This window comes from Paenibacillus antri (genome assembly GCF_005765165.1).
Taxonomy (GTDB): domain Bacteria; phylum Bacillota; class Bacilli; order Paenibacillales; family YIM-B00363; genus Paenibacillus_AE; species Paenibacillus_AE antri.
On record NZ_VCIW01000019.1, the window covers coordinates 36188 to 60641 of the forward strand.

Sequence of the window (24454 nt, forward strand, 5' to 3'; positions counted from 1 at the left end):
TCCATGCGCATCGGGGATTTTTCTTTTCCGTTACCCAAGACCAAAGACATCTATTGCCCGCTTGAAGGCGACTCCAATTCCGCCCCGCCGAACCTCCGTCGCGCGCGATAGAGTCGTTAATCCTGGATGAAGCCGGTTCCTATTTCCCATTTTCATGCAGGAATGTGACGGATTTGTTGTGTTTTGTTACCCAACTCACAGAATCCCTCGGCCTCCTGTGACATAATACATAGGCGGCGGATGCCGACCGATTCAAGCGGTTTACCGAGGTGTGAGAAAGACATGAGATTAGTAACGATCGAATCCTGCGCTCCGGGCATGAAGCTCGGCAAAGCCGTTCTGACGGAGCATGGGCAAGTACTGCTCGGGTACGGGTACGAGCTGACCCAACCCGTTATTCTGCGTCTGCGAAATATGGGCATTCATCAACTATATATCGACGATCCGCGGACGGACGACATCATCGTCGAAGAGACGATCCGGGAAGAGACGCGGCGTCTGGTGCACGGTTCTCTCCAACAATGCATGGACTACGTCCGGGCGGGCGGTCCCGCCGGCGGCGGACGCGTCGTGACGTTCTCTCGGCTCGTCTCGGACAGCGTCAAGCATATCGTAGACGACATCGTCGCGAACCGTAACATGCCGATCGTCCACATTCGGGCGACGGCCGCGACGGGCGACAAGCTCGAGCACCATTTCGTCAATAACGCCTTGAACGTCTCCGTCTTCGCGACGAAGCTCGCCATGGCCGAAGGCGCCGCCGCGGACGAGCTGCGCACCGTATGCGCGGCCGCGCTGTTCCACGATATCGGCAAGCTGCTCGTCCCGCAGGAGCTGCTGTCGAAGCGTACGAGACTGAGCGACGAGGACCTGCGGACGCTCCGCCGCCATGCGGAGCTTGGCTACAGGCTGCTCAAGGACGATGGCAGCGTCTCGCTCGTCGCCGCGCAATGCGCGCTGCAGCATCACGAGCGGGTGGACGGCCTCGGCTACCCCTTCGGGCTGCGGGGCAATGCCATTCACCCGTATGCCAAGCTCATCGGCATGATCGACGCCTACGATGCGCTCGTCAGTCACCGCAGCTACCGGAACGCCATGCTGCCGCACGAAGCGATGGATTATCTTTACGCGAACGTCGAAAGCGCGTATGATCGTGGTAAGGTAGAGCAATTTAGAAACAAGGTAGCGATCTTCCCTCCAGGTACGACGGTCACGTTGAACACCGGCGAGAAGGGGGTCGTCTCCCGCCTCGACTCGTCGTGCTTGCAGCGGCCGACGATCCGCGTATTGACGAACCCTAACGGAGAAGAATTGAAAATCCCCTACGAACTCCAGCTCGCGAAGCATCTCAACATCATGATTCGATCCGTGGGCGACATCCGATCCTACGCCGGATAACAGGTCCTAAACCTCGCTGCAGAAAGGCCAGGGTTCGTCATGAGCGCCCTTATCGGGCTATTGCGCAACGTCCCTTTGTTTCAGGATTTGACGGAGGAAGAGCTGCGGACGATCTCTCCCTTGTTCCAAGAGAACAAGTGGAATCGCGGGAAGCTGCTCTTCATGGAGGGCGACCCGGGCGACGAGCTGTTCGTCGTGAAGTCCGGCGTCGTCAAGATTTATCGCTTCGACGACGAGAAGGAAATCATTCTGGCGCTGTTCGGTCCCGGAGACTTCTTCGGCGAAATGGCGGTCATTCAACCGGCTCTCAACCGCTCCGCCACCGCGGAAACGTTAGAGTCTTGTTCGATTTATACGATGAAGCGATCCGTCTTCTACGAGTTCATGGAGAAGCATCCGCGCATCTGCATTAAGCTGCTCGAGGTGACGGTGCAGCGCCTCCGGAACGCGAACGATCAAATTTACAACCTGACGTTTCTCGACGTCCGGTCGCGCATCATCCGCACGATTCTCCGTCTCGCGGAGGAGCGCGGCGTCAAGCTCGGCGACGGCCTGCTGGTCGACATTCGCATGACGCACCAGCAGCTGGCGAGCTTCGCGGGCACGGCGCGGGAATCGGCCACGAAGGTGCTGCAGGAGCTGTCCGAGGAAGGGATGATCATCGTCGAGAAGAAGCGGATTTTCCTCCCGGACCATGAGAAGCTGAAGGAACTGGCCGGATTGTGAATCGCGCGAGGTCGGAGGACCGATAGCCGCAGCGTTAGCCGGAGGGCGAGCCGCTGCGGCTATTTATCGTATATACTAGGATAGATCACTTAGGAGAGGCGCGAGATTCGGATGAAGTTGGTTTCTTGGAACGTGAACGGCCTGAGAGCTTGCATGAATAAAGGGTTTATTGACTTCTTTCGACGGTCGGAGGCGGACGTCTTCTGCGTGCAGGAGACGAAGCTGCAGGAAGGCCAACTCGACTTGGCGCCGTTCGAAGGGTATGAATCGTATTGGAACTATGCGGAGAAGAAGGGCTACTCCGGGACCGCGGTATTTACGAGGGTGAAGCCGCTCTCGGTTCGATACGGCCTCGAGGAGAACGCCGAACCGGAGGGTCGGGTCATTACGCTGGAGTTCGAGGACTTCTATCTAGTGAACGTGTACACGCCGAACGCTCGCCGCGACTTGTCGCGGCTCGACTTCCGCATGGAATGGGAGGATCGGTTCCTCGCATACCTGCTCGAGCTCGACGCCAAGAAGCCCGTCGTCGTCTGCGGCGATCTGAACGTCGCGCACGAGGAGATCGACATCAAGAACGCGAAGGCGAACCGGGGCAACTCCGGCTTTACGGACGAAGAGCGCGAGAAGATGACTCGGCTGCTGAACGCCGGCTTCGTCGATTCGTTCCGCAGCCTGTATCCCGATCGAGGGGACGTCTATTCGTGGTGGTCGTACATGCCGAAGGTGCGCGAACGGAACGTCGGTTGGCGCATCGATTATTTCTTGATTTCCGAGCGGCTGAAGCCGCGTCTCGTCGACGCCTCGATCGAGTGCGAGGTCATGGGCAGCGACCATTGCCCGGTCGCGTTGGAGCTGGCCGACGAGCGCGGATAAGCGCGTCGGTCGACAGACAGGCTCGGGCGGGGTACGTGCGGGAGCCGCCCCTCCCTCCCCCGGCGCCCGAGACTACTTCCCGGTTGCTTCCCGCTCCACCTTCTCCAGAAAGTCGGCGACGACCTTCCGGTTGTTGCTCTCCCCGCCGAGCTTCATCATCGCCCGTCCGACGAAGTTGACGCCCCGATTCGAGCCTTCGTACGCGAACCTCGTACGATCTTCGCTTATTCGACTCAGACGGAACATGAATTCGACCTCGAACGCCTTGGCGAGAACGAAGGCGAGACGCATCCGCTTTTCCTCCGGCGCGTCCTTATAATCCAATACGGACACTTCGTACGTCTCCGATCTCTTGCCTTCCCGGTACGTTTGCAGGAATGTGGAGCCGACGACCCCTTCCTTCCGCTCTTTCCACCGATTTTCCGCGATGTTCGGCATGATCCGATGCATGTTTTCGACGGCGAACAACGCCCATACCGTCTCGATGCCCGCATCGATGACGATCTCTTCCTTCCATTGAATCATGAGTCGTTCTCCCTTCCCGATGCCAGAAATTCGTCGATGTCTTTCATTTTCGCTTGGAGGCCGTCGATTTGCGACTGGATGCGAGCTCGCTTCTGCAGCAGCAAGCTCTCCAGGTTGGCGAACGACTCGTCGTTCATGACGGACACCATCTCTTGGATCGTGAACCCGAGACTACGCAGCTTGACGAGAAGAACGGCGAGGACGTACGAGCCGTTGTCGTAATACCGGTAGCCGTTGCTCGGATCGATGCGGGCCGGCTCGAGCAGCTTGATCTCGTCGTAGTATCTCAGCGTGTCTCTGCTGAGTCCCGTCATGGCCGAAAATTCGCTGACCTTGTACATTCTTCCGCCTCCTTTCGCAGCTTACACCTTGGGGCGCACCCCAAGGTCAACGGGGATTCGCCGGACAATTTTAGTTTCCCGTTCGGTAAGCGGAATCCCGCTCTGCTGCTGCGAATGAGAGGGACGACTTCCTGTTCGGGACAGAGCTCCTCGACGGCCCGAAATTCGCGGTTATGAAGGCTTTCATATGCCGCTTATCGCGCGAGAAGGCCGCGACAGTCAGCCTTCCCGGCAGACATCGCGGCCTCAATATCCCTAAATCGCTGTATACTTACTTCTCCCCCATGACGACCGGACGCGACGCGTCGCTGATCCAATCGCTCCAGCTTCCCGCGTACAGCTTCACGTTCGTGAATCCGACCTCGCGCAGCGCCAGCACGTTCGGGCACGCCGTCACGCCGGAGCCGCAATAGACGATGATCTCCTCGGCGCCCTGGTACGGCTCGAACCGCTTCATCTGCTCCTTCACGGAACGGTAGCGGCCTTCCGCGTCCAAGTTCGCCTTCCAGAACAAGTGACGAGCGCCCGGAATATGACCCGCGACCTTGTCGATCGGCTCCGCGATGCCGCGGTAGCGCGAATCTTCTCTCGAATCGAGCAGGACGACCTTCCCCGATTCGATCTTCTCCCGCTTGGCGGCGATATCCTCCGCGGTGACGAGCCAATCGCGGCGTACCTGCGGCACGAACCGCGTATCGACCGTCGGCGTCTCTTCGGCCCCGCTCGCCGTCGGATGTCCCGCCTGCTTCCACGACGCGAAGCCCCCGTCCAGGATGCAGGCTTCGTCATGACCCATATACGCGAGCAGCCACCAGAGGCGCGACGCCATCGCGCCGCCTTGATCGTCGTAGGCGACGACGCAGCGGCCCTTCGTTATGCCGATGCGAGACAGCTTGTCGGCCAGCTCGTCGACGTCCGGCAGCGGATGCCGTCCGCCGGCGCCGTCTTCGCGCTTCGGGGCGGAGAGGTCCTTCTCCAAATCTAAATAAAAGGCGCCCGGAATGTGCTCCGTCACGTAAGCGTCGGCACCCGATTGCGGTTGTCCCAGCGCGAAGCGGCAGTCCACGAATACCGCCCCCCGGTCCTTCCACTTCGCATACGCCTTCTCCAAACTTACGATATGCCGCATTCACTACACCCTTTCCGTTTTCCGTACAACCTGACACAAGCGCTTTCTGCTATATTAGCAGAGAGTCCGAATCGTGAGAAGTGTCGTCCGCACATTATAATCAAACTGTAATATTTCGAAAAGGAGTCCGAAGCTATGCATCCGACCGAGCCGATCGAGCCGACCGACGCTTCCGAATATATGTTAACGCCGATGACCGAGCGCGACGCCGCCGAAATCTGCGAATGGCGGTACCCCGCGCCGTACGATATTTATCAATGGCCCGCGTGGGGTGTCGCCGTCCGCGAAGGGCGCGACTTCGCCGACCCGGCGCTCCGGGAGCGCCATTACCGCGCCGTGCGGCGCGACGGCCGACTCTGCGGCTTCGCGCAGTGGCTTCCGCTCGTCGCCGAAGACGGCCCGCCGGTCGTGCGCCTCGGCTTGGGGCTGCATCCGGACGACTGCGGCTCGGGCCGGGGCGCCGGCTTCGCGGCGTTCCTCGCCCGGGAAACCGCGGCGCTTCACTCCGGCTGCGTCGTCGACCTCGAGGTCGAGAAGGACAACGTTCGCGCGATAAGAGCGTATGAACGAGCCGGCTTCCGCGCGGTCGACGAATACGAGCTGCCGATTCCCGGAAGAGGCGCGGGCTTCGTCGTCAACATGATTTATCTTCCATTGGCGCGAAGCTAAAAAAATAGCGAATCCTGCCGATATATATCGTAGATTCTTTCATCGTGTCGAAAGTTAATATAATATAGGAAGTATTGGTACATACGGCAGAGGAGCGTGCTTTGACATGGAGAAGTCAACGATTATCGGTTTGGTGCTGGCGTTCGTCTCGGTATTCGTCGGGATGGCGCTGAAGGGGGCGCCGCTTTCCAATCTTATTAATTTACCTGCGTATTTGATCATATTCGGGGGAACCGCGGCGACGGTATTCATCGCGTTCCCGATGTCCGAGCTTAAGAAATTCCCGAAATTAATGAAGATCGCGATTCTGGGCCAGAAGCACATCGGCAAGCCGGAAATCATCCGGATGTTCATGGAATGGGCGACCATTACGCGCCGCGAAGGACTGTTAGCGCTCGAGAGCAAGGTCGACGAGATCGAAGAGCCGTTCCTGCGCAACGGCATGCGGATGATTATCGACGGCAACGATCAGGATTTCGTCCATGACGTGCTCATGGAAGAGGTGCACGCGATCGAGGAACGCCATAAATCCGGCGCGCTCATCTTCACCCAGGCCGGTACATACGCGCCGACGCTCGGCGTCCTCGGGGCCGTCGTCGGCCTCGTCGCCGCCCTCGGCAATCTGTCCGATATCGAGAAGCTCGGCCACTCGATCGCGGCGGCGTTCATCGCGACGCTGCTCGGCATCTTTTCCGGCTACGTACTGTGGCATCCGATCGCAAACAAGCTTAAGCGGTATTCAAAACAAGAGATCGAACTGAAGACGATGATGGTCGAAGGTCTCCTCTCCATCCAATCCGGCGTCTCCACGGTCGCGATCAGTCAGAAGCTCTCCGTCTATCTAACCCCAAGCGAGCGGGCGGCAGAGCAGAAGGGGGAAGCGGCCGGTGAGCAAAAAACAGCGCAAGCATGATCATGAAGAGCATATCGACGAGTCGTGGCTGATCCCGTACGCCGATCTGTTGACGCTTCTGTTGGCCTTGTTCATCGTATTGTTCGCCTCCAGCCAGATCGATCAGAAGAAATTCGAACAGATCAAGATGTCGTTCCAGGCCGCGCTTAGCGGCGGACCGAGCTTTATGGAGAACGTCTCCCCCGTCCCGAGCCGCGACAGCGTCGGGATCGACAACGAGGGCAAGCGAGAGAAGGACGAGCAGAGCGAGAGCCAGCTGGAGGAGCAGCTGCGGAAGAAAGAGACGGAGCAGCTGCTCGAGTTGAAGCGCAAGATCGACCGATACATCGACGAGAACGGCTTGACGACCCAGCTCGAAACCCAGCTCGACAACCAACAGCTGAAGATCACGATCAGCGACAACACGCTGTTCGCTTCGGGGAGCGCGCAGCTGAAGCCGGAATCCCGCGCGTTGGCCGGCACGATCTCGGAGCTGCTCGAGCAGTACCCGAGCTACGAGGTCGTCGTCTCGGGCCACACGGACAACGTGCCGATCAAGACGTCGCAATTCCCGTCCAACTTCCATCTGAGCGCCGAACGCGCGCTCACGTTCATGGCCGTGCTGCTGGAAAATCCGGACGTCGGCGAAGACCGCTTCTCCAGCGTCGGATACAGCGAGTACAAGCCGGTCGCCTCGAACGACACCGCGGAAGGACGGGCGCAGAACCGCCGCGTCGAAGTGTCCATCGTCCGGAATATTCAATAGCCGATTTTCTCGTTCGAACCCCGCTCCCGGCGGGGTTTTTGTATGGGTCGTTCGAACTGTGGTATCATAGGGACAGCGCGGCATTTTCGAAATTAAGAAGGAAAAAGGTGTGAACGCATGACGACCGAAACGAAACCGTACAGAGTCTTGCTCTACTATAAATATGTGACGATCGAGAACTACGAAGAATTCGCGAAGGAGCACTTGGCGTATTGCAAGGAGCTCGGCGTGAAGGGACGCATTCTCGTCGCCCGCGAAGGCATCAACGGAACGCTGTCCGGAACGGTGGAGCAGTCGCAGGCGTACATGGATTACATGCATGCTCATCCGTTGTTCCAAGACATGATCTTCAAGGTGGACGAGGCGGACGGGCACGCGTTCAAGAAAATTTTCGTCCGCCCTCGCCCCGAGCTGGTGACGTTCCGGCTGGAGGACGACATTAACCCGAACGAGCTGACGGGTAAGCGGCTGAAGCCGAAGGAGTTCATGGAGGCGCTGCAGCAAGAGGACGTCATCGTCCTCGACGGCCGCAACGACTACGAGTTCGACGTCGGCCACTTCCGCGGCGCGATCCGACCGGAGGTCGAATCGTTCCGGGAGTTCCCGGAGTGGATTCGGGAGAACCTGTCGCAGTTCAAGGACAAGAAGGTGCTGACGTATTGCACGGGCGGCATCCGCTGCGAGAAGCTGTCGGGCTTCCTGATCCGCGAGGGCTTCCAGGACGTCAGCCAGCTGGACGGCGGCATCGTGACGTACGGCAAGGATCCGGAAGTGCAGGGCCGGCTCTGGGACGGCAAGCTGTACGTGTTCGACGAGCGCATCACGGTGCGCGTGAACCAGACCGACGAGGAGACGGTCGTCGGCAAGTGCCTTCACTGCGGCACGCCGTCGGAGAAGTACATCAACTGCACGTACGACTTCTGCCACAATCACCATATCGTGTGCGAGGCTTGCGAAGAAGCGAAGAGCGGGTACTGCTCCGAGGAATGCGAGGAGAAGGACGCGGCGCTGCAATCGACGAGAGCGAATTAAGATGCAAGGGGCCGTTCCCTCAAGTAGATCCACTCTACTTGGGGGGCGGCCCCTTGCTCGTTCTTCCCTTTTACAACGACCCTCCTGTACTCCGACGATGCGGCTCGGCGGATACCGGCGGCGGCGCAGGCGACATCCGCGGCGTTCGCTCCCGGCTTAGCAGCCGGCCGAAGAACGAGGCGAGCGACTGCTGGAACAGCATGCCGAGCACGACGGGCACGGCGACCGGCGGCGCGAAGTACGTCACCGCGAGCACCGCTCCCGCGCTAATGTTGCGCATGCCGCCGTTCAGCGTCAGCGCGACGATCGTGCCCCGATCGGCCTTCAGCCATCGCCCGGCCAGCCAGCCGAGCCCGTAGCCCGCCGCCGCCAGCGCGAGCACCGTCCCCGCGATGCCGAGCAGCCGGGCGTCGACGCGCTGCAGGTACGGCGCGACGACCGATGCGTTGATGGCGACGACGACGCCCATCGCCACCTTCGAGAACGGGCTGAGACGCGGTCCCCACACTTCCTTGACGCGGCCGCGCGTCCACTGATTCAGCGCCATGCCGAGCAGCGACGGCAGCACGATCATCCAGAACAGCCCCTGCATCATCGCGGCCGTATCCATCTGCACCTTCGCCCCGATCAAATAAGACACCGTATGCGGCACGACGAACGGAGCCAGCATCGTGTCGACCAGAATGATGGAGAGCGTCAACGGCGTGTTGCCCTTCAGGATGGCGACCCAGACGAAGCTGGTGATGCCGGTCGGGATCGCCGCGGCGACGACGAGGCCGGTAATCGTATACGCGTCGTTCGGGTACAACGCATGCCCGACGGCGAGCGCCAGCAGCGGCATCGCCGCGTGGAGGATGCCCAGCGTAACGAAGAGAGGCATCGGATGGGCGAGCACGCCCATGAACTGCTTCAAGCTCATGCCGATGCTGCCCGAGAACGTCATGAACGCGAAAATCCAAGGCGTCCACTCCCGGTAGCCCGAGAGGTAGCCTCCAAGCAGGACGCCGATGCAGACGCTGACCGGCGTAATAAGCGGGAGCGCCTTCTCCAAGCCCGCATTGATTCGTGCCAACATATCGCGAACGCCTTCTTTTTCCGTTGTTGTCCCCTAATCGTAATGATCGACCGCCGCGCCGTCAATGGTTTTTACCCTCGCTTAACACATGAATCCCGGCGCTATGCTAGAATGCTTCTGAGAGGAAGGGATTCGGATGAAACACGGATGGCTGCAGTCGTTCGCGACCGCGCTGAAGCTGGGGCTGCTCTCGTTCGGGGGGCCTACGGCGCATATCGGATATTTTCGGGAAGAGTACGTAAATCGGAAAAAGTGGCTCGACGACCGCAGCTTCGCCGACCTGGTTGCGCTCTGTCAGCTGCTGCCGGGACCGGCGAGCAGCCAGGTCGGCATCGCGATCGGCTGGATGCGCGCCGGCTGGCTCGGCTCCCTCGCCGCATGGATCGGCTTCACGCTGCCGTCCGCGGCGATTCTCGCCGCCTTCGCCTGGGTGCGGTCGTCCGTGCCGGGCGCGGCGGACGCCGGCTGGCTTCGCGGCCTCGAGCTGGCGGCGGTCGCCATCGTGGCGTCCGCCGTGCTCGGCATGGGCCGCACGCTGGCGCCGGACAAGCCGCGCGTCGCGATTCTCGTCGCGACCGCGGCCGCCGTGCTGCTGCTGCCGTACGCCTGGACGCAGGTCGCGGCCATCGCGGCCGCCGGCGCGATCGGCTTCGCGCTGAAGCGCGGCGCGGCACCGGCCGCCGAGGCGTCGCCTCCCGCCGCCGCGGCGCGCGGGCGCTTCGGCGCGGCGGCGCTGCTGCTCCTCTTCGCCGCGCTGCTCGTCGGGCTGCCGATCGCCCGCGAAGCCGGCGCCTTGCCGCCGCTGCTCTCGCTGTTCGAGAGCTTCTACCGCGCCGGGTCGCTCGTCTTCGGCGGCGGCCACGTCGTGCTGCCGCTGCTCGAGCGCGAGGTCGTGCCGAGCGGCTGGGTATCCGCCGAATCGTTCGCGGCCGGTTACGCGGCGACGCAGGCGATGCCGGGACCGCTGTTCACGTTCGCGTCGTATCTCGGCGCCGACTCGCACGGCTGGGCCGGCGCGGCCGTCGCCACCGCGGCGATCTTCCTGCCCGGCTACCTGCTCGTCATCGGCGCGCTGCCGTTCTGGCAGTCGCTTCGCCGCATCGCCGGCGTCGCGCACGTCGTCTACGGCATCAATGCCGCCGTCGTCGGTCTGCTGCTCGCGGCGCTGTACGACCCGCTCTTCACGGGCGCCGTGACCTCGTCCGCCGACTTCGCGATCGCCGCGGCGCTCTACGCCTTGCTCGCCTACTGGAAGCTTCCGCCGTGGGCGTTGGTCGCTGTCGCCGCGCTGACGGGCGCGGTCGTCTTCGGCTGGTAACGCGATCGACGAACGAATAAATCGACGCATCGATCCGGATCCCCGGTCGATGCGTCGATTTCGTTTGCCTTCAATATTCCACTTTCCGTACCGAAGCGGCCCACGCCTCGAACGGCGCGGCGTAGCCCTCCGGCGTAATGCGAACCATCGGCAGCCGCCGATCCGCCATCGGCCGCTCCAGCTCGTCGTAAATAAACTTATCGTCGAACGCGATCGCCGCGGCTTCGTCCTTCGTGCCGGCGAAATATACCGCCTTCGGGCGCGCCCAGTAAATCGCCCCGATGCACATCGGACACGGCTCGCAGCTCGTGTACAGCTCGCAGTCCGAGAGCTGGAACGATCCCAAGACGCGGCACGCCTCGCGAATCGCCTGCACCTCGGCGTGCGCCGTCGGATCGTTCTTCTTCGTCACCTCGTTCACCCCGGTCGCCACGATGCGACCGTCCTTCACGATGACGGCGCCGAACGGCCCGCCGTTCCCGGTCGTTACGTTATTCTCGGCGAGTCGGACCGCTTCTTCCATGAAGCGCCGTTGCTCCTCTGTTCCGTTCATGTCATGCCCCCTTGGTTTCAATGATCGGCAGCCGAATGTCCACCTTCGTGCCGACGCCTTCCTCGCTCTCGATCGCGAGACGCCCGCCGTGCTGCTCGATGATGTTGAAGCTGATCATCAGCCCGAGTCCGGTGCCGTTCTCCTTCGTCGTGAAGAACGCCTGGCCGAGCTTCGCGAGTTGCTCTCGCGAGATGCCGACGCCTTGATCCGCGACGGTCACTCGCACGAAGGCGCCCTCGCGCTCCAGCGCAATCGTCAATTCCCCCCCGTTCGGCATCGCCTCGACGGCGTTCTTCAACACGTTCAAGAACACCTGCTTGATCTTCGTCTCCTCGCAGCGCACGACGACGCCCTCCGCTCCGGGCCGGACGAGCGTCGCGATCTGCACGTTGTACAAGATCGCTTGCGTGTTCACGAGCGTTAGGATCGCCTCGAGCAGAGGCATCAACGCTTTATTTTCGAAATCGAGCGCCTTCGGCTTCCCGAGCAACAGCAGCTCGCTGGTGATCGCGTGAATCCGGTCGATCTCCGAAAGCATGATCTGCGTGTAGTACGTCGGGTCGTTCTTATGGGACAGCTGCATAAAGCCCTTCAGGCTCGTAAGCGGATTGCGGATTTCATGCGCGATCCCGGCCGCCAGCTCGCCGACGACGGCCAGCTTCTCCGATTGCTGCAGCAGCTCGCGGTTCCGCTTCATCTCCGAGATGTCCTTCAGGATGCCGTACACGCCGACGATGCGGTTGCCTGACAACACCGGAACGTACGACACTTCGACGTCGACGTTCGTCTTGTCCTTGCAGACGCAGACGGAGTCGAAGTGCTGCGGACGTCCCTCCGCGGCCATGGCGAACGCCTCGCGGGCCCGGGGACGCCGATGCTCGGGGAACCAGGCATCGAACGGCATGCCCTGCAGCTCGCCCTTCGAATATCCGGTAAGCCGTTCGCTCTGCTCGTTCGTATCCATCGACTGCCCTTGCAGCGAGTACAGGCTTACGGCTTCCCGGGTGAATCGCATCAGCCCCCGTTCCGCCGTCCGGATGTCCCGATAGAGTTTGCGCAGCGCCAGGCCGAAGACGGCGAAGAGGACGGCGTTCGATCCCGCGATCCATACGTACCGCGCAGGCCCGACCAATACGCTGCTGAGCCACCAGTCGATCGCAAGTGCGACCGACGCCAAGGCGACGTACGCGACCGTTCTCATCCCCATCCTCACTCACCTGCCTTCCGGTTCTTCGGAACATAAAGAAGACCTAACTCCCGTTTAGAAAGCTAGGCCATGATAAGACGGCATCCAACGGATGTTTCTCTCATTTACCGTTCCCTTATTTCAATTGAAAGCAGACGATGCCTTCGTCGTTCAGGAAATTCCAATCGACGAATACGTTCTCCAGCGGTCCTCCCAAGAGACGGGCGAAGACCGGGCTTTGCTGGAAGTGCTCCTTCTCCAGTCGATCCTTCGCGATGCGCAGCTCTCGGTCGAAGCCGCGTCCGAGAAGGGCTTTCTCGATCGGGATCAGAATTCCGACGCGCATGACGACGATCAGCTTCGGCGCGATCGCGTGGATCTCTACCCCTTCGGGCACCTTCTGCACGTACCCGCTGATGCGATTCACTTCCTCGCGGAACGCCTCGACGTCCATCGCGGTGCGCAGCGGCGGCAAGTCGATCGTCCGCGCGAAGGGGAGCTCCTTCTCGAAGACGGCGATGACGACGCCCGCGTTGTTGGCGTAGTTCCAATCGTGATAGAAGCGATCGACCTCGACGCCGAGCGATACGCTGATCACGCCCCTGAGCTCGGGAAGCATCGAGGAGACGATGATCGACCGCGTCGTGTCGACGCTGTCTTCCTTGCCGTGCTGCAGCAGCACTTCTTCCATCGGGGAGAGAAATCCCCGGATCGTAATGACCAAAAATCGGCTGCCGGCCGACGCGAAGCACGCTTCCGGGCCGCGCCCGAACTTCTGCCGCAGCAGCTTACTGACATAGCTGCTAATCTTCTTCAATTCCTCTTGAATCATCATGTCCGCTCGCTTCACCGAATCCTCTTGGTCTGTTTCCATTCCAGATGAATCAGCGACTTCCATGACGCCAATCATGTCCATATTAGCATATTTTAGTACGTCCGGGAAGTCGTACGCGCTCCGGCGCATCGGCATTCCCGTTCCTCCGCGGCGTCTCGCCATTGCAATACCGCCCCCTCTACTCGTTTGATCCCTCGGATGCCGGCCGAATCCTCCGCGAGACGGAAGCATGCGAGGTCCTTCCGTTTCGCCTCCGCCATGACGTCGATCCGCGGCAGTCCCGCCTCGCGGCATCCCTGGAGGAACGCGGCGATCGGCCCCAGCGCGCCGAAGCGCTTATAAGCGAACGTGGAACTCGGCGTATTATTGAAGAGGGCGAGCGCCGTCGACACGTAACCGAGACGTATTTCCATGACGTCAGCGTCCTCCGTCGACCGTTGTACCTTTACTTTTTCCCAGAATCGAACAATTCACCCGTAACGACGACGAGCCGGCCCGGGATGTTCCCGGGCCGGCTCGAAACGCGCCTTCGTTATGCGTAATACGGCGAAATCATCAAGTAGACGACGACGCCCGTCAAGCTGACGTACAGCCAGATCGGCATCGTCCACCGCGCGATCTTGCGATGCTTCGCCGTCTGATTCGTCAATCCGCGCGCCGTCGTCACGAGCGCCAGCGGCACGATGGCGATGGCGAGCAGGATGTGCGTGATCAGGATGAAGAAGTATACGTACCGAAGCGCGCCTTCGCCGCCGTACGCCGTCGATTCCGTCGCGTAATGGTATGTCACGTACGACAGCAGGAACAGCGTCGTCGACGCGAACGCCGCGAAGATGAAATTGCGATGCATCCGGATGTTGCGCTGCTTAATGAAGAAGAGCGCCGCCAGCAGGAAGACGAACGTGAAGCTGTTGAAGATCGCGTTCAGCATCGGGAGGATCGTCCAGTCGATATGATCGAGCCCCTCGGCCTCCGGCAGGAAAAACAGGATCGCCACGAGCGCGTTGATCGCGATGGACAGCGTCACGATGAGAGGGGTATAGTTCCGTTCTTGAGTCGGTGCCACTTGATTCCCGTCCTTATCCTTGGAATACGTGCTACCTCCATCATAATGAAAACGAACCGCCTCGCGCAAACTCCCGCCCCCGATGTAACCAAACGTTCACACTTCGACTTCCGCCGCGAATCCGGATTACGCCTGCGCCGCGATGGCGGGCGTACCGGCGGCCGTCCCGGAGGACGTCGGCGCGCCGGCTTCCGCTCTCGCTCCGCCCTGCTGCAGCTGATACATCTGGTAGTACTTCCCGCCGAGCGCCATCAGCTCGTCGTGGCTGCCGCGTTCGGCGACGACGCCCCGATCAAGCACGAGAATCTGGTCGGCGCTCTTGATCGTCGACAGTCGATGCGCGATGACGAACGTCGTGCGCCCTTGCTTCACGACGTCCAGCGCCTCTTGGATGACCGCTTCCGTCTCGGTGTCGATGTTCGACGTCGCTTCGTCCAGAATCAGAATGGCGGGATCGTAAGCGAGCGCGCGGGCGAACGAGATGAGCTGGCGCTGGCCTGCGGAGAGCGTGCTGCCCTTCTCGATGACGGGCTCGTCGATGCCGTTCGCGAGCGATGCCAGCATCCGCTCGCCGCCGACGTCCTTCAGCGCCTTCTCGATGCGCTCGCGCGAGATGGACGGATCGTCCAGCGATACGTTCGAGGCGATCGTGCCCGTGAACAGGAACGGATCCTGCAGCACGATGCCCATATGGCGGCGCAGCGTCTGCCGCGGCAGCGTGTTGATGTCGACGCCGTCCACCGTAATCCGGCCGGAGTCGACGTCGTAAAACCGGAAGAGCAGGTTCAAGATGGAGCTCTTGCCCGAGCCGGTATGCCCGACGAGGGCCACCGTCTGGCCTTGCTTCGCCTCGAACGAGATGCCCTTGAGCACCGGCTCCCCTTCCTTATAAGAGAAGCAGACGTCGTCGAATTTCACGTCGCCGCGGTACCGAGGCATCGTCTCGTCCGATACGTCCTCTCCCTTCTCGTCCAGCAGAACGAACACCCGCTCCGCGCTGACGAGCGCCTGCTCGAGGTTCGGCAGCTGGTTGACGATGTTGACGACCGGCTGGAACATCCGGTTCAGGTAGTCGACGAACGCGTACAGCACGCCGAGCGACACCGCGCCCTGCACCCCGTTGATCGAGACGCCGCCGAAATACCAGATCATCGCGACGAAGGCGACGTTCCGGAACACGCCGACCAGGTTGTGCGACGTCAGCGAGTTCAGGCGCAGCATCTTGTTGCGGTAGTCGAAGTACCGCGTGTTCATCGTCTCGAACTCCGTCTCCGTCTGCTTCTCGCGGCGGAACGCCTGGATGATCGGCATGCCTTGGATCGATTCGTTGATCATGCCGTTCATCTCGCTCAGCGTGGACCGAATGACGCGGTTGTAGCCCGCCGCGAACTTCCGGTACACGACGATCCACAGCGCGAGCAGCGGAATGACGATCGTGCAGGCGAGCGCGAGCCGCGCGTCCAGGAAGAACATCGCTCCGATAATCGCCAGGATATATAAGGTCCCTGAGAAAAAGTTCGCGAGCACCGTCACGTACAGCTCTTTAATCGCTTCGGTGTCGTTCGTAATACGCGAGACGACCTTGCCGGCCGGCAGGTTGTCGAAGTAACGGATCGGCAGCTTGTTGATGTGCGCGAACACGTCGTCGCGCATCTTGCGGATGATCCGGTTCGCCGACGCCTGCAAATAATACCGCTGCCCCCAGCTGAAGCCGGCCGAGACGAGCAGCAGTCCCAGATACAGCCAGGACAGCTGCAGAATGCCGTCGACCTCCGGGCGGTAGAAGGCGAAGATGTCGGCGTTCGATAAGACGCTCGCCTCGTAGACGCGGCTCTCGCCGCCGCGTACGATACGAAGGCTGCCGTCCTCGGTGATCGACCGCTCGCCGTCCGTTTCGATCCCGCCGGGCACGAAGACGAACCCGCGGCCGACCTGCAGCACGCGCGCCTCCTCGCCCCGGGCTTCGCCTTCGGCGAACCGGTCCGCCCGCTTCCAGAGCGCGCCTTCGAACGGCACCGTCTTCGCGTCCTCGGCCGTCGCGCGGTACCACGATTGCTCGATGCCCGCGATGTGCACATCGATCATGCGCTTCGCGATGAACGGGCCGACGAGCTCCGTGCCGATCGCGATCAGCAGCATCGCGAGCGCGAAAATAATCGTTTTCTTATAGGTCATTGCATATTGGAACAGTCGCTTCCCCGGCTTCGCGCGTCGTACCGCGTCCCGGTCCAGCTCCCATTCGAAGTCCTCGTCATGCATACGTTGGGATCCCTCCCGCTTTCTCTATATTGTCTTCGGCATAGTCTTCGGCGGTCCGCTAGACGACCGCGTCCGCGCTATTGGATGCCTCCGCCTGCTGCCGTTCGTATTGCTCCTTGTACCAACCGCCTCGCGAGAGCAGCGCCTCGTGCGTGCCTTCCTCGACGACGCGTCCTTCGTCCAACACGAGGATGTGGTCGGCGTGCTGGACGGCCGAGATGCGGTGCGTAACGATGATCGTCGTCTTCCCTTGGCGGGAACGGCGAATGTTGCCGATAATTTCCGCTTCCGTCTTCGCGTCGACCGCCGACAGCGCATCGTCGAGAATGAGAATTTGCGGATCGGCGAGCAGCGCCCGCGCGATCGATACCCGCTGCTTCTGGCCGCCCGAGAGCGCCACGCCCTTCTCGCCTACGAGGGTGCCGATTTTGCTCGGCAAGAACTCCAAGTCCTTCTTGAACGCCGACAGCTCGATCGCTTCGTCGAGCCGATCCGCGCCGGCCTCGCCCTTCGCGTACAAGATGTTCTCTCGCACCGAACGCGAGAACAGGAACGGGCTCTGCGGCACGTAGCCGATCCAGCCCTTCAGGTCGTCGTACGCGAGCCGCTCGATCGGCACGCCGCCGATCGAAATCTCGCCTTCGCCGGCCGGGTATTCGCGAAGCAGCTGCTTCACGAACGTCGTCTTGCCGCTACCCGTCCGTCCGACGATGCCGAGCGTCCGGCCCGGCTCGAGCGTCACGCTGACGCGGTCGAGGTTGACCGTCTCCGAGGTCGGGTAGCGGAACGTGACGTCGCGGAACTCGATCGCGCCCGCTTGCGCCGCGCGCTGCGGCTCCGGGTGCTCCCGGACGTCCGGTTCGTACGACAGCGTCTCGTTCACGCGGTCGAGCGACGCGTTGCCGCGCTGCATAATGTTGATCAGCTCGCCGATCGCGAACATCGGCCAGATGAGCATGCCGAGGTAGACGTTGAACGTGACCAGCGCGCCGACCGTCAATTCGTTGTGGAAGACGAGGTAAGCGCCGTACCCGATGCCGATCAGGTAGCTCAGGCCGACGACGATCTTGATCGTCGGCTCGAAGAGCGCGTCGACGCGGGCGACGGCGATGTTCTTATCGAGCACGTCGCCGGTCACGCCGGCGAACCGCTTCTCCGCGGCCCGCTCCTGCACGAACGCCCGGATGACGCGCACGCCGGAGATCGTCTCGAGCACGCCGTCGTTCATGTCGCCGAAGGCGTCCTGCGCTTGCTTGAACCGGGTGTGAATCCAGTTCCCGTACACTTGAATGCAGATCGCCAGCACCGGCAGCGGAATGATCGCCGCGAGCGTCAGCTTCCACGAGACGAGCGTCGTCATGACGACGAGCAGCGTCAACATCCACACCGTCGAATCGACGAGCGTCAGAATGCCGAATCCGGCCGTCATCGAGACGTCCTTCAGGTCGTTCGTCGCGCGGGCCATCAGATCGCCGGTCCGGTTTTTCTCGTAAAACGTCGGCGTCATCTTCAGCAGATGCTTCATGAGGCGCGACCGCAGCAGCCGCTCGACGACGAAGGCGCCGCCGAACAAGCGCGACATCCATATGTACGTCACGCCGTACACGACGACGGCGATGCCGCCTAATAACAGAAGCGTCTCCGCCAGCTTCGGCATCGTCAGCGCGCCCTGCTGGATCGAATCGATCGTGTCGCCCACCAGCTTCGGCGGAATAATTTCCAGAATCCCGACGAAAATCAACAGCGGAATCGCGATCGCGTACCGCTTCCATTCCAGTCGGAAAAACCAACCTAGTTTTCCTAATACGGATAACATGTTACAATTCCAACCCCTCTCCTATGCGAAAAAAAAGCACACCGCTCTGACGTATGCGCGGTGTGCTTCGTTCATTCCTCGAATGAAATGAAAAAGCGCACGCCACGAATGTGAAGATTCGTGACCTGCGCTTGTGAATCCGTATATGACGCGTGCCGGAGACGCTATGCCGACGAGGCGAGCGTCCCGGTACGCGAATCCGGAGACAAGGAGGTCACGCAATGGCCGACGAATCCATGGAGACGACGAACGCGCATTCCTGCATTGACGTTGGACAACATTGCGATCCCTCCCTTCCGTTTCACTCGAGTAGTATGTAGCCAATTGTTTACAAGTGGTAAATTACCATGCCCTCGTCTACGGTGTCAACTTCTTTTTTTGTGCGCTTGTCCGGGCGAGGTCGGCAAGGGCGTAGTCCTGCCCCTCCGGTTCTCACCGATCGAACGCCGATATCAACTGCTCAAATTTTGACGCGTTCGCCGCAAACTACTCAAATTTTGACACGTTCCCCCGCCGCCGATCGGCGCCGTCCCGCTCCACCGCAGCCCGCCAACCGAACGCCTCTGCCAACTGCTCAAATTTTGACGCGTTCGCCGCGAACTACTCAAATTTTGACGCGTTCCCCCGCCGACGATCGGCGCCGTCCCGCTCCACCGCAGCCCGCCAGCCGAACGCCTCTGCCAACTGCTCAAATTTTGACGCGTTCGCCGCGAACTACTCAAATTTTGACACGTTCCCCCGCCGACGATCGGCGCCGTCCCGCTCCACCGCAGCCCGCCAACCGAACGCCTCTGCCAACTGCTCAAATTTTGACGCGTTCGCCGCGAACTACTCAAATTTTGACACGTTCCCCCGCCGCCGCGCGCACGAAAAAACCTCCCGAGGGATTGCCTCGAGAGGTTACAACTTCAGCCCGCCCGGCTCGATCCGTCGCCGTCCGACGGCGGCAGCAAGCCCAGCTTGTCGAAGACGAGCACCGCGTTGCGGACGGCCGTAGCGTTCACGCGCGGAAATCGGGGGCGGAGGAGCCGGCACAACGCATCGACGGACGGACGCGCGGCCTCCCCGTGCATCGTCTCCAGCACGGCGCGGCGCAGCGGCGTCAGTCGAATGTGCAGGCGCTCCAGCTTCTCGCGAGCGGCCGCGAGCGTCGGCGCGGATTCCATCGGCGACCCCTCCCCATTTTCCACAGTTTCAGTATATTATTGATGCCTCGCCGCAGCCACCTGCGACAAGTAACCGGAGATGTCGACGCCGAGACCTGACGCGATGCGCTCCCCGAGCTCCCGATCGCCGCGGAAGAAGTTGCAGATCGCAAGCAGCCGCGTCCGCTCGTGGACCGCGCTCAATTCGTCGACCAAGTTCGCGACCAGATTGTCCTGCTCTTCCTTCGTGAACTTGCGATACGTGTAGCCGACTTGCCCGAAGTCGTTCGTCTTCGCGATTCTTTGACGGCCGGCGTTGCCGCTGAGCGGCATGCTGCTGTCGCGGTACTCCGGCGCCTCCTTCGGCGCGTCCGCGTGGCGGTTCGGCTCGTAGTTGATCGACGAGTCGTTCTGCTTCGTCTGCATGAAGCCGTCGCGCTGATTGTTGCGCACCGGCGCGTACGGACAGTTGATCGGCAAGTGCAAATAGTTCGCGCCCAGACGGTAACGTTGCGTATCCGGATACGAGAACAGCCGGCCCTGCAGCAGCTTATCCTCGGACGCTTCGATGCCGGGAACGAGCGCGCTCGGCGCGAACGCGACCTGCTCGACCTCCGCGAAGAAATTGTCCGGATTGCGGTTCAGCGTCATCGTGCCGACCTTCTGCAGCGGAATTTGCTCCTCCGGCCACAGCTTCGTCGGATCGAGCGGATCGAAGTCGAAGCTGTCCAGATCCTCCGGCGCGACGATCTGCACGCACAAATCCCACTTCGGGAAGTTGCCCGCGGCGATGTTGTCGTACAAGTCGCGCGTCGCGTGATTGAAGTCGTTCCCTTGCACTTCCTTCAGCTGCGCCCGCGTCAAGTTCCGGATGCCTTGATGCGGCACCCACTTGTATTTCACGTACACGTAGTTGCCGTGCGCATTGATCCACTTGAAGGCGTGGACGCCGTTGCCCTCCATCTCCCGGTAGTTCGCCGGCGTGCCGTAGTCGGACATGACCCACGTCATCATATGCGTCGACTCCGGCGTGAGGCTCATGAAGTCCCAATAGCGGTCGCCCGATTGAATGTTCGTGTCCGGCGCGGGCTTGAGCGAATGTACCATGTCCGGGAACTTGATCGCGTCGCGGATGAAGAACACCGGCAGGTTGTTGCCGACGAGATCGTAATTGCCTTCCTCGGTGTAAAACTTCGTCGCGAAGCCGCGCGGATCGCGCGCCGTCTCCGGCGAGCCTTGCCCGTGGATGACGGTGGAAAACCGGACGAAGACCGGCGTCTCCGTGCCCGGCTCCTGCAGAAACTTCGCTTTCGTATATCTCTTCATGCTGTTCTCGAGGACGAAGACGCCGTGAGCGCCCGAGCCTCTCGCGTGCACGACGCGCTCCGGGATCCGCTCCCGGTCGAAGTGCGCGAGCTTTTCGATGAGATGATAGTCTTCTAGCAATGTCGGTCCGTTCGGACCGGCCGTGCGGGAATTCTGGTTGTCGCCGACGGGGACGCCTTGGTTCGTCGTGAGAAAATTACGTTCTTGTTCGCTCATCGATTCCTTCACCTCGTTAATATTTTTCATAATTATTATTTTATAATAATTCTAAACTAGTTATGATTATAATTCTATTGAGAATCGTTGTCAATAGATAGAATTAACAATCGGTTAACACGCAACCCCCGAAAATATAGTATGCTAATAGAGTATTTTCATATCTTTATAGAGCGTATAGGAGGAAAGAACCGAATGCCCTATCTCACGACGAAGAAAGCTCCACGGAAAGCCTTGATCGTGGCCGCCGCCACGAGTCTCTTGGCCGGCCTGTTCGCCGTCCAGCCGCAAGCCCGGGCCGCGGATCCGAGCGACCTGACCGTCATCTTCACCAACGACACGCATGCGCATCTCGACAACGTCGCTCGCCGCTGGACCGCGATCCAGGACATTCGCGCGGAGACGCCGAATTCGATCCTCTTGGACGCCGGGGACGTATTCTCCGGTACGCTGTACTTCAATCAATATGTTGGACAAGCCGACCTAGGGTTCATGAACGAAATGGGCTACGACGCCATGGTGCCGGGCAATCATGAATTCGATAAGGGTCCCGCTCCGTTCGCCGATTTCGTGGCGAAGGCTTCGTTCCCGATCCTCAGCGCGAACGTAGATTACTCCAAAGAGCCCGAGCTCAGCGGCCTCGTGAAATCCGATGTGTCGGCGGACGCCGCCGGCGGCGCGATCTACCCGGCGACGGTGCTCGAGGTCGGGGGCGAACGATACGCGGTATTCGGCCTGACGACGCCGGAGACGGCGTTCCTCGCCACCCCGGGCGACAACATCGCGTTCAAGGAAGAGATCGCCGCCGCGAAGGCGACGGTCGCCGATCTGACCGCCAAGGGCTTCGATAAGATCATCGCTCTTACCCATCTCGGCTATAACAACGACGTACGGCTCGCCGAGGCGGTCGAAGGCATCGACATCATCATCGGCGGCCATTCGCATACGCGCCTCGACGACGCGGTCGTCGTGAACGAAGACGGCGCGCCTACGCTCATCGCGCAGACCGGCGAATACGGCCAGTACCTCGGCCGCCTCGACGCCGACTTCGACGACAAGGGCGTGCTGACCGACTGGGCATACGATCTCATCGAGGTCGACGCTCAGAACGAAGCGGGCGAGTACTTGATCGCTTCCGACGAAGCGTTCGAAGCGAAGCTCGCGGAGCTGCAAGCGCCGATCGAAGAGATGAAAGCCGAGATCGTCGGCAACTCCGACGTCTACCTTGAAGGCAGCCGCACGCAGGTGCGCCGCGGCGAGACGAACCTCGGCAACCTGATCGCGAACGCGGTGCTGCACGCGGCGAAGCCGGCCGGCGCGACGATCGCGCTCACGAACGGCGGCGGCATCCGCGCCTCCATCGACGCCGGCGAAATTTCGCTCGGCGAAGTGCTGACCGTCATGCCGTTCGGCAACTCGATGGTGACGCTCGACCTGACCGGCGCGGAAATCGTCGAAGCGCTCGAGAACGGCGTCGGCGCCGTCGAAGAAGGCCAAGGCCGCTTCCCGCAAGTCGCAGGCCTTACGTTCGCTTACAACTTGGCGAAGCCGGCCGGCGAGCGCGTCTCGAACGTGAAGGTCGCGGCCGAGGACGGCTCGTACGCGCCGATCGATCCGGAAGCGACGTATACGCTCGCGACGAACGCCTATATGGCGGACGGCGGCGACAATTACGCCGTCTTCAAGCGGGCGAAGGACGACGGCCGCCAGACGGATCTGTTCGTCGTCGACTACGACGCGTTCACCGGGTATCTCGCGACGCTCGAGACGGCGTCCCCGAGCGTCGAAGGCCGCATTACCCGCGTCTTCGTCGACGCCGGCACGGACCATCCGGCTTATGAAGCCGTCCAAGCGCTCGCGACGAAGGACGTCTTCCCGGAATTGTCCGCGGGCGGCGACGCGTTCGCGCCGAAGGACGCGCTGAAGCGGATCGACACGGCCGTCTGGCTCGCCCGCGGCCTCGGCTTGAAGCTGCCGGAAGCGGCGTCGGCGTTCTCGGACGTCGCGGCCGACCACGGCTTCGCGAAGGAATTGCTCGCGGCGAAGGAAGCCGGCATCTTCCTCGGTCTCCCCGGCGGCGCGTTCCACCCGGACGCGGCGCTGACGAAGGGCCAAGCCGCGCTCGTGCTGGAGCGCGCCTTCGGCGAAGCGCCTACGATCGAAGGCGACGCGAACGCGGCCATTACGCGCGGCGAATTCGCGATCTTGCTGCACGAAGCGATGACGAAGTAATAGTCATGTAACACGAAGAAGGCTGCGGCCCGGTCCGAGTTTCGGATCCGGTCGCAGCCTTCTTTTTTACTTCGCGTCGTTACGGCGCTTCGGACTTGCGAGAGTAGAGCAGCGGGTTTAAGCGGGACGCGGCGACGTCTCCCGGGGCTAAGCCGGGCAGCCACGTCGCCAAGTCCGCCCGGCGGGCGTTGCTGTCCGGCTCCGCGATGCGGACGCCGTCCGCCGCGTAGATGATCGTCATCACCTTGCGCATTAAGTCCGTCGGGTTGCCCGGGGCGCTGTGCACGGTCCAGCCCGCGTGGAACGTCGCGTCGCCGGGGCGCATCGCGCCGTACGTTTTCTGAGGGAAGCCTTTCCCTTCGATATACTGCGCCAGAGTCCGATGCGATTCGTCGGAGATGACGGTCTTGTCGATCAACCCGTTGCGATGCGAGCCGGACGCGAACGTCATGGAGCCGACCGTCTCGGGAATCGGGACGAGCGGCATCCACAGCGTGATCGTCTTGTCGGTGTCCAGCGGCCAGTAAATCTGGTCTTGATGCCACGGCGTATGGCCGCCGCCCGGCTCCTTGTACAGCGCCTGATCGTGGTACAGCCGCACGCCGTCGACCCCCATCAGCTCCGCGGCGATCTTCGCGAACCGGCGAGCCAGCGTGAACCGCGCCGCGGCCGCGCTCTTCTCCCACAGGTTGCCCACCTGAATGAACGCCTTCCCGTACGTGTCCCGCTGCTCGACCGGCTTGTCGTGGCGGTTGCCGCGCCGCACCAGCTCCGACAGCAGCGGCTCGTACGCGGCGACCTCCTCCTCGCTCGCGACGCCGCGCAGCAAGATGTGGCCGTCCCGCGCATACGCTTCGATCTGCGACGCGGCGAGCGGATAGTCCTCCGACAACCCCGGCGGCAGTTCCCGTTCGACTTCTTCCATCCCTCGTTCCTCCCCTTGTCTTTAACGATCCTGATCCGTTATGGTACATTCATAGTAATGCATAACGGACGGGCGAGGCATTGTCTAAATCTTCTCCTTCGCTTGTCAAAACCGACTAATGTCATCCGATGCGGGAAAGGGGGAGGAA

23 protein-coding genes are annotated in these 24454 nt (G+C 61.5%); 9 read left to right on the top strand and 14 right to left on the bottom strand.

What is annotated here, in order from left to right:
• Positions 1-282 precede the first annotated feature (282 nt).
• The 3 genes from FE782_RS23645 (at position 283) to FE782_RS23655 (ending at position 3000) form a co-directional block, all read left to right on the top strand.
• Positions 283-1398 carry an HD-GYP domain-containing protein gene (locus FE782_RS23645; protein ID WP_158299513.1) on the top strand — a complete coding sequence of 372 codons (1116 nt, stop codon included), beginning with the start codon at positions 283-285 and terminating at the stop codon, positions 1396-1398.
• A 39-nt stretch (positions 1399-1437) separates the two neighbouring features.
• Positions 1438-2124, top strand: coding sequence for a Crp/Fnr family transcriptional regulator (locus FE782_RS23650; protein WP_138196822.1), 687 nt, complete (start codon positions 1438-1440; stop codon positions 2122-2124).
• Between the two features lie 111 nt (positions 2125-2235).
• Positions 2236-3000: an exodeoxyribonuclease III gene (locus tag FE782_RS23655; protein ID WP_138196823.1), complete on the top strand. Its 765-nt coding sequence runs from the start codon at positions 2236-2238 to the stop codon at positions 2998-3000.
• A 72-nt stretch (positions 3001-3072) separates the two neighbouring features.
• Here FE782_RS23655 and FE782_RS23660 read toward each other — a convergent pair whose 3' ends face one another.
• From FE782_RS23660 to FE782_RS23670, 3 genes are all read right to left on the bottom strand, one after another.
• Positions 3073-3525 (bottom strand): SRPBCC family protein, encoded by a 453-nt coding sequence (locus tag FE782_RS23660; protein ID WP_138196824.1) that lies wholly within the window; start codon positions 3523-3525, stop codon positions 3073-3075.
• Positions 3522-3866 carry a MerR family transcriptional regulator gene (locus tag FE782_RS23665; RefSeq protein ID WP_138196825.1) on the bottom strand — a complete coding sequence of 115 codons (345 nt, stop codon included), beginning with the start codon at positions 3864-3866 and terminating at the stop codon, positions 3522-3524. Before FE782_RS23665 ends, FE782_RS23660 begins: the two co-directional genes overlap by 4 nt.
• 271 nt (positions 3867-4137) lie before the next feature.
• Complete coding sequence (locus tag FE782_RS23670; RefSeq protein WP_138196826.1) at positions 4138-4995, bottom strand: sulfurtransferase; 858 nt, start codon at positions 4993-4995, stop codon at positions 4138-4140.
• A 135-nt stretch (positions 4996-5130) separates the two neighbouring features.
• On the opposite strand from FE782_RS23670, the gene FE782_RS23675 reads away from it, so the two are divergent.
• From FE782_RS23675 to trhO, 4 genes are all read left to right on the top strand, one after another.
• Complete coding sequence (locus FE782_RS23675) at positions 5131-5664, top strand: GNAT family N-acetyltransferase (RefSeq protein ID WP_138196827.1); 534 nt, start codon at positions 5131-5133, stop codon at positions 5662-5664.
• A 106-nt stretch (positions 5665-5770) separates the two neighbouring features.
• Positions 5771-6577 carry a flagellar motor stator protein MotA gene (gene motA / locus FE782_RS23680; RefSeq protein WP_138196828.1) on the top strand — a complete coding sequence of 269 codons (807 nt, stop codon included), beginning with the start codon at positions 5771-5773 and terminating at the stop codon, positions 6575-6577.
• Positions 6552-7322: a flagellar motor protein MotB gene (gene motB / locus FE782_RS23685; protein WP_138196829.1), complete on the top strand. Its 771-nt coding sequence runs from the start codon at positions 6552-6554 to the stop codon at positions 7320-7322. Before motA ends, motB begins: the two co-directional genes overlap by 26 nt.
• A gap of 117 nt (positions 7323-7439) precedes the next feature.
• Entirely contained in the window at positions 7440-8354 is a 915-nt protein-coding gene (gene trhO / locus FE782_RS23690) for an oxygen-dependent tRNA uridine(34) hydroxylase TrhO (protein ID WP_138196830.1), read from the top strand.
• A gap of 70 nt (positions 8355-8424) precedes the next feature.
• Here trhO and FE782_RS23695 read toward each other — a convergent pair whose 3' ends face one another.
• Positions 8425-9429 carry a bile acid:sodium symporter family protein gene (locus tag FE782_RS23695; RefSeq protein WP_138196831.1) on the bottom strand — a complete coding sequence of 335 codons (1005 nt, stop codon included), beginning with the start codon at positions 9427-9429 and terminating at the stop codon, positions 8425-8427.
• Positions 9430-9565: 136 nt separating this feature from the next.
• On the opposite strand from FE782_RS23695, the gene chrA reads away from it, so the two are divergent.
• Positions 9566-10747 carry a chromate efflux transporter gene (chrA, locus tag FE782_RS23700; protein WP_138196832.1) on the top strand — a complete coding sequence of 394 codons (1182 nt, stop codon included), beginning with the start codon at positions 9566-9568 and terminating at the stop codon, positions 10745-10747.
• A 70-nt stretch (positions 10748-10817) separates the two neighbouring features.
• Here the strand turns inward: chrA and FE782_RS23705 are convergent, their stop codons facing one another.
• From FE782_RS23705 to FE782_RS23740, 9 genes are all read right to left on the bottom strand, one after another.
• Positions 10818-11300, bottom strand: coding sequence for a nucleoside deaminase (locus FE782_RS23705; protein WP_138196833.1), 483 nt, complete (start codon positions 11298-11300; stop codon positions 10818-10820).
• A 1-nt stretch (position 11301) separates the two neighbouring features.
• The gene (locus tag FE782_RS23710; RefSeq protein WP_138196834.1) at positions 11302-12507 is read right to left on the bottom strand and encodes an ATP-binding protein; all 1206 of its coding nucleotides are present in this window, start codon (positions 12505-12507) and stop codon (positions 11302-11304) included.
• Positions 12508-12622: 115 nt separating this feature from the next.
• Positions 12623-13336 carry a Na-translocating system protein MpsC family protein gene (locus FE782_RS23715; RefSeq protein WP_158299514.1) on the bottom strand — a complete coding sequence of 238 codons (714 nt, stop codon included), beginning with the start codon at positions 13334-13336 and terminating at the stop codon, positions 12623-12625.
• Between the two features lie 77 nt (positions 13337-13413).
• Positions 13414-13734: a hypothetical protein gene (locus tag FE782_RS32400; protein WP_158299515.1), complete on the bottom strand. Its 321-nt coding sequence runs from the start codon at positions 13732-13734 to the stop codon at positions 13414-13416.
• A 119-nt stretch (positions 13735-13853) separates the two neighbouring features.
• Positions 13854-14387, bottom strand: a complete 534-nt coding sequence (locus FE782_RS23720; protein ID WP_138196836.1) for a DUF420 domain-containing protein — start codon at positions 14385-14387, stop codon at positions 13854-13856.
• A 126-nt stretch (positions 14388-14513) separates the two neighbouring features.
• Positions 14514-16646, bottom strand: coding sequence for an ABC transporter ATP-binding protein (locus FE782_RS23725; protein ID WP_138196837.1), 2133 nt, complete (start codon positions 16644-16646; stop codon positions 14514-14516).
• A gap of 58 nt (positions 16647-16704) precedes the next feature.
• Positions 16705-18462, bottom strand: coding sequence for an ABC transporter ATP-binding protein (locus FE782_RS23730; RefSeq protein ID WP_138196838.1), 1758 nt, complete (start codon positions 18460-18462; stop codon positions 16705-16707).
• 908 nt (positions 18463-19370) lie between these two features.
• Positions 19371-19628, bottom strand: a complete 258-nt coding sequence (locus FE782_RS23735; RefSeq protein WP_138196839.1) for a hypothetical protein — start codon at positions 19626-19628, stop codon at positions 19371-19373.
• Between the two features lie 36 nt (positions 19629-19664).
• Positions 19665-21149, bottom strand: coding sequence for a catalase (locus tag FE782_RS23740; protein WP_138196840.1), 1485 nt, complete (start codon positions 21147-21149; stop codon positions 19665-19667).
• 195 nt (positions 21150-21344) lie between these two features.
• On the opposite strand from FE782_RS23740, the gene FE782_RS23745 reads away from it, so the two are divergent.
• The gene (locus FE782_RS23745) at positions 21345-23381 is read left to right on the top strand and encodes a 5'-nucleotidase C-terminal domain-containing protein (protein WP_158299516.1); all 2037 of its coding nucleotides are present in this window, start codon (positions 21345-21347) and stop codon (positions 23379-23381) included.
• A gap of 79 nt (positions 23382-23460) precedes the next feature.
• On the opposite strand, the gene FE782_RS23750 is transcribed toward FE782_RS23745, so the two are convergent.
• Entirely contained in the window at positions 23461-24306 is an 846-nt protein-coding gene (locus FE782_RS23750) for a phytanoyl-CoA dioxygenase family protein (protein WP_138196842.1), read from the bottom strand.
• Between the last annotated feature and the right edge of the window lie 148 nt (positions 24307-24454).

Excerpts from the sequence above, each read along its gene's own strand:
- FE782_RS23695 (WP_138196831.1), bottom strand. The coding sequence starts at position 9,429 with ATGTTGGCACGAATCAATGCGGGCTTGGAGAAGGCGCTCCCGCTTATT.
- motA (WP_138196828.1), top strand. The coding sequence starts at position 5,771 with ATGGAGAAGTCAACGATTATCGGTTTGGTGCTGGCGTTCGTCTCGGTA.
- FE782_RS23650 (WP_138196822.1), top strand. The coding sequence starts at position 1,438 with ATGAGCGCCCTTATCGGGCTATTGCGCAACGTCCCTTTGTTTCAGGAT.
- FE782_RS23740 (WP_138196840.1), bottom strand. The coding sequence starts at position 21,149 with ATGAGCGAACAAGAACGTAATTTTCTCACGACGAACCAAGGCGTCCCC.
- FE782_RS23745 (WP_158299516.1), top strand. The coding sequence starts at position 21,345 with ATGCCCTATCTCACGACGAAGAAAGCTCCACGGAAAGCCTTGATCGTG.
- chrA (WP_138196832.1), top strand. The coding sequence starts at position 9,566 with ATGAAACACGGATGGCTGCAGTCGTTCGCGACCGCGCTGAAGCTGGGG.
- FE782_RS23665 (WP_138196825.1), bottom strand. The coding sequence starts at position 3,866 with ATGTACAAGGTCAGCGAATTTTCGGCCATGACGGGACTCAGCAGAGAC.
- FE782_RS23710 (WP_138196834.1), bottom strand. The coding sequence starts at position 12,507 with ATGGGGATGAGAACGGTCGCGTACGTCGCCTTGGCGTCGGTCGCACTT.
- FE782_RS23645 (WP_158299513.1), top strand. The coding sequence starts at position 283 with ATGAGATTAGTAACGATCGAATCCTGCGCTCCGGGCATGAAGCTCGGC.
- FE782_RS23670 (WP_138196826.1), bottom strand. The coding sequence starts at position 4,995 with ATGCGGCATATCGTAAGTTTGGAGAAGGCGTATGCGAAGTGGAAGGAC.
- trhO (WP_138196830.1), top strand. The coding sequence starts at position 7,440 with ATGACGACCGAAACGAAACCGTACAGAGTCTTGCTCTACTATAAATAT.
- FE782_RS32400 (WP_158299515.1), bottom strand. The coding sequence starts at position 13,734 with ATGGAAATACGTCTCGGTTACGTGTCGACGGCGCTCGCCCTCTTCAAT.
- FE782_RS23705 (WP_138196833.1), bottom strand. The coding sequence starts at position 11,300 with ATGAACGGAACAGAGGAGCAACGGCGCTTCATGGAAGAAGCGGTCCGA.
- FE782_RS23725 (WP_138196837.1), bottom strand. The coding sequence starts at position 16,646 with ATGCATGACGAGGACTTCGAATGGGAGCTGGACCGGGACGCGGTACGA.
- FE782_RS23655 (WP_138196823.1), top strand. The coding sequence starts at position 2,236 with ATGAAGTTGGTTTCTTGGAACGTGAACGGCCTGAGAGCTTGCATGAAT.
- FE782_RS23750 (WP_138196842.1), bottom strand. The coding sequence starts at position 24,306 with ATGGAAGAAGTCGAACGGGAACTGCCGCCGGGGTTGTCGGAGGACTAT.
- FE782_RS23735 (WP_138196839.1), bottom strand. The coding sequence starts at position 19,628 with ATGGAATCCGCGCCGACGCTCGCGGCCGCTCGCGAGAAGCTGGAGCGC.
- FE782_RS23660 (WP_138196824.1), bottom strand. The coding sequence starts at position 3,525 with ATGATTCAATGGAAGGAAGAGATCGTCATCGATGCGGGCATCGAGACG.
- FE782_RS23730 (WP_138196838.1), bottom strand. The coding sequence starts at position 18,462 with ATGTTATCCGTATTAGGAAAACTAGGTTGGTTTTTCCGACTGGAATGG.
- FE782_RS23675 (WP_138196827.1), top strand. The coding sequence starts at position 5,131 with ATGCATCCGACCGAGCCGATCGAGCCGACCGACGCTTCCGAATATATG.